Origin of the sequence: Streptomyces sp. WAC06614 (assembly GCF_003949795.1) — a bacterium.
Lineage (GTDB): Bacteria > Actinomycetota > Actinomycetes > Streptomycetales > Streptomycetaceae > Streptomyces.
This window is the reverse complement of record NZ_RPRY01000500.1, coordinates 1-3,565: the sequence shown is the minus strand read 5'-3', so window position 1 is coordinate 3,565 and position 3,565 is coordinate 1. Positions and strand designations below refer to the sequence as shown.

Here is a 3,565-nt window from a genome sequence, read left to right as displayed (position 1 = left end):
GGCCGCCCGCCGCATCTCCGCCGCCTCGTCCGCGCCCGGGACCACCGCCTCGTCGGGGATGCCCGTGCCGCCGTACCAGTGCCCGATGGCCTGGGCGAAGAACCGCTGGCCACGGGTGCCGATCCGGCGCGCCCGCTCCCGGTCGTCGAGCACGATGGTCGGGCAGAGCACGCAGAAGTGGTCGTTGACGGCGGTGGAGACGAACCGCGAGCCGTCCCGCCCGGCGATCGCCGCGTCGTAGACCGCGCGCATCTCGGCGATCGAGCCGGGGCCGGCGAAGCCCATCACCAGGGCGCCGACGCCCAGTTCGGCCGCCTGCACCAGGGTCTCGGCCCGGCTGCACGCGAGGAACAGCGGCGGGTGGGGCGCCTGTTGCGGCCGGGGCAGGATCGGGTGCGGCGGGATGTCGATCAACTCCCCGTGGTACTCCAGCTCCTCCTCCTGCCAGGCCCGCCCGATGATCCGCAGCGCCTCCTCGACCTCCTGCGTGGTCCGGTTCCGGTCGACCCCGCACAGGCTGGCCTCCTGCTCGGTCCCGCCGCGCCCGGCCCCGAGGTCGAGGCGCCCGCCGGAGAGCAGGTCGAGCATGGCGGCGCGTTCGGCGACCCGGGCGGGGTGGTTGTAGCGGAACGGCATGCACACCACGCCGTGGCCGATGCGTATGGTCGAGGTCCGGGCGGCGACGTAGCTGAGGAAGACTTCCGGGGCGCTCATGTGGGCGTACCACTTGAGCGAGTGGTGCTCGACCGCCCAGATGCGGTCGAAGCCGACGGCCTCGGCGAGCACGGCCTGCTCGACGCAGTCGCGGATCACCTGGTGCTCCCGTTCCACGGTCGGATCGGCCAGCTGGGCTTCGAAGATCACGGAAAACTTCACGCCGCCTCCAGGGTTGCGTCCGGTGTCCGGTCTTACTTCAATTAGGAATATGACTAGTCGTCAGAATGGGAAGAAGCAAGACCTTCCCCCCACCGCCTGGGCCGTGCTGGGCCTGCTGTCCTTCCCCGGGCAGCGGACCGGCTACGAGCTGAAGAAGTGGGCCGACTCCTCGCTGCGCTTCTTCTACTGGGCGCCCGCCATCAGCCAGATCTACGCCGAACTGCGCCGGCTGGAGGGCCTCGGCCACGTCGTCTCCAGCCGGTCCGGGCCCGAGGAGGCCCGGGCCAAGCGGCGGTACGCCCTGACCGAGTCCGGCCGCGCGGCCCTGGCCGGCTGGGCCGCGGACACCTCGGAGGCCGGGCCTCCGGTGCTCAAGCACGGGCTGCTGCTGCGGATCTGGCTCGGCCACCTGGCCGACCCGCCCCGGCTGCGCGCCATGGTGGCCGACCACCAGGAGCGGACCCGGGGCGAACTGGCCGCCGTACGCGAGGCGATGGCGCAGGCCGGGGACGTGGACGCATGGGCGTTCCCGCTGCTGGCACTGCGCTGGAGCGAGCGGCAGCACCTGGCCGAACTGGACCTGGCGGACGCCCTGCTGGACGATCTGGCGGTGCTGGAGGCCTCCCGTACCCGCCCCGGTCAAGGCGCGGGGGACACGCCCACGGGCAGGTGACCCGGCACGGCCGTCGGGGGCCCGTACAGCCCTGGCGGGAACCGGCCGTACGGCCCTGACGGGGCCGTGCACGGCCGGTCCCAACGCCGGGCCGGCGGACTAGGCTGCCTCCTCACCGCGCGGCCCGGTCGGGACACCGTGTGCGCGCGGGAGCCGCCGTCGACGGAAGCGAGAGAACCTTGACTTTCCTCACCATCGGTCACCGCGGGGTCATGGGTGTCGAACCGGAGAACACCCTGCGGTCGTTCGTCCGCGCGGAACGCTCCGGCATGGACGTCATCGCGCTGGACCTGCGACTCAGCAAGGACGGAGCGCTCGTCGTCCTCCACGACGCCGAGGTGGACCGCACCACCGACGGCAGCGGTGCCGTCGCCGACCTGACCCTGGCCGAGCTGCGCGAGCTGGACGCCGGGCTCGGTGAACGGGTCCCCGTCCTCGACGAGGTGCTGGAGGCCGTGAGGGCCCCCTTGCAGGTCTCGGTCGAGGATCCGGCCACCGCCCGGGCCCTCGCCGACGCGCTGAAGCGGCTCGACCTGACCGGGCGGGTGGCGGTCTCCTCGTTCCAGGAAGCGGTGCTGGCCGAGACCGCCCGGCTGGTGCCGGGGGTACGCACGGTGCTCACGGCCGGGCAGCACGGCGAGGACGTCGTGGACCGGGCGCTCGCGGTGGGTGCGGACACGGTGGCCCTGGAGCTGCGCCGGCTGACGCTGGCCACGGTGGAGTGTGCGCACGCGGCCGGTCTGAAGGTGACCGGGTGGACGGTGGACAGCCAGGAGCAGCTGCGGCTGGCCCGTGCGCTGGAGCTGGACGGGGCGGCGACCGGCTACCCCGAGATCCGGCGCACCGGGCGGTTCACCGCCTGAGGCGGCCGTGCCTCAGAGCGGCTTGACCAGCAGCTCGAAGGAGAGGTCGTCGCGCAGCGGGACGCCGAAGCGCTCGTCGCCGTACGGGAACGGGCTGAACTCACCGGTGCGGCGGTACCCGCGGCGCACGTAGTAGGCGATGAGCTCCTCCCGCACGTTGACCACGGTCATGTGCATCTCCGTGGCGCCCCACAGCTCCCGGGCGCGCCGCTCGGCCTCGGCCAGGATCTCCCGGCCGAGGCCTCCGCCCTGGAGCGAGGGGCGGACCGCGAACATGCCGAAGTAGGCGTGGTCACCGCGGTGTTCGAGGTGGCAGCAGGCGACGAGCGCGCCGTCGCGCTCGACCACGAGCAGGACGCTGTCCGGGGCGGCGATCACGTCGCGCACGCCCTGCTCGTCGGTGCGCCGGCCCTCCAGGTAGTCGGCCTCCGTGGTCCAGCCGGCCCGGCTGCGCTCGCCGCGGTACGCCGATTCCACGAGCTCCACCAGAGCGGGCACGTCCGCCTCCACGGCGGGACGGAAGGTGAGGGTGGGGCTGGGGGGGATGTCGGCGGTGTCCATGGGCAGAGCGTAACCCGACGGCGGCGTGTGTCCGGCGCCGGACGGGCATCACTTCGAAGACACCGTCGGTCGATCCGGGAGGTCTTCCCGTGCACGGTCCCACGACGTCCGCCCTCCCGTGGCTGCTGGTGCTGCTGTGTGCCGCCAGCGGTGCGTACTGCCTGTGGCGGGTGCGCAGAGCGGACCGGGGAGCGGCCGCGGCGGTGGCCTCCGGGGAGGCCGTGATGGGCTTCGGGATGGCGGTGATGGCCGCGCCGCTGCCGGGCGGGCCCGGGCTGGCCTGGGCGCTGGCGGCGGTCTTCGGCGCGGCGGCGCTGCACGCGCTGTGGCTGCTGCGCGACGGGGTGCACCACGCGCACCATCTGGTGGGGTCCGTGGCCATGCTCTACATGGCGCTGGCGGCGGTCCCGGCCGCCGGGCCGGGCCAGGGCCAGGGGCACGGGCATGCGGCGGCGGGCGTACCGCTGCTGACCGGGGCGCTGGTGTGCTACTTCGCCGGGTACGTGCTCCTGGGCGGGGCCCGGCTGGTACCGGCGGGCGGCACGACCGCGGGCCCGGTGGCCGGCGGGGGGGCCGCAGCGGTGGCGGGACC

The 3,565-nt window shown here is 74.0% G+C and carries 5 protein-coding genes; 3 read left to right on the top strand and 2 right to left on the bottom strand.

Translation table 11 applies throughout. The features are described 5' to 3' along the window. On the bottom strand, window positions 1–876 hold an 876-nt coding region (locus EF918_RS33870), incomplete at its 3' end, for an LLM class flavin-dependent oxidoreductase (protein ID WP_148141320.1). A 49-nt stretch (window positions 877–925) separates the two neighbouring features. Between EF918_RS33870 and EF918_RS33865 the strand changes: the two genes are divergently transcribed. Together EF918_RS33865 and EF918_RS33860 are read left to right on the top strand one after the other, a co-directional pair. After that, complete coding sequence (locus tag EF918_RS33865; RefSeq protein WP_185922055.1) at window positions 926–1,549, top strand: PadR family transcriptional regulator; 624 nt, start codon at window positions 926–928, stop codon at window positions 1,547–1,549. Window positions 1,550–1,728: 179 nt separating this feature from the next. After that, window positions 1,729–2,412: a glycerophosphodiester phosphodiesterase family protein gene (locus tag EF918_RS33860; protein WP_125652716.1), complete on the top strand. Its 684-nt coding sequence runs from the start codon at window positions 1,729–1,731 to the stop codon at window positions 2,410–2,412. 12 nt (window positions 2,413–2,424) lie between these two features. On the opposite strand, the gene EF918_RS33855 is transcribed toward EF918_RS33860, so the two are convergent. After that, window positions 2,425–2,973, bottom strand: coding sequence for a GNAT family N-acetyltransferase (locus EF918_RS33855; RefSeq protein ID WP_125652715.1), 549 nt, complete (start codon window positions 2,971–2,973; stop codon window positions 2,425–2,427). An 89-nt stretch (window positions 2,974–3,062) separates the two neighbouring features. Here EF918_RS33855 and EF918_RS33850 point away from each other — a divergent pair. Then, window positions 3,063–3,565 (top strand): DUF5134 domain-containing protein (locus tag EF918_RS33850; protein ID WP_148141319.1); only part of this gene is annotated, 503 nt, incomplete at its 3' end.

What these genes read in the sequence shown, in the direction of transcription:
- EF918_RS33865 (WP_185922055.1), top strand. Translation starts at nt 926, where the DNA reads ATGACTAGTCGTCAGAATGGGAAGAAGCAAGACCTTCCCCCCACCGCC.
- EF918_RS33855 (WP_125652715.1), bottom strand. Translation starts at nt 2,973, where the DNA reads ATGGACACCGCCGACATCCCCCCCAGCCCCACCCTCACCTTCCGTCCC.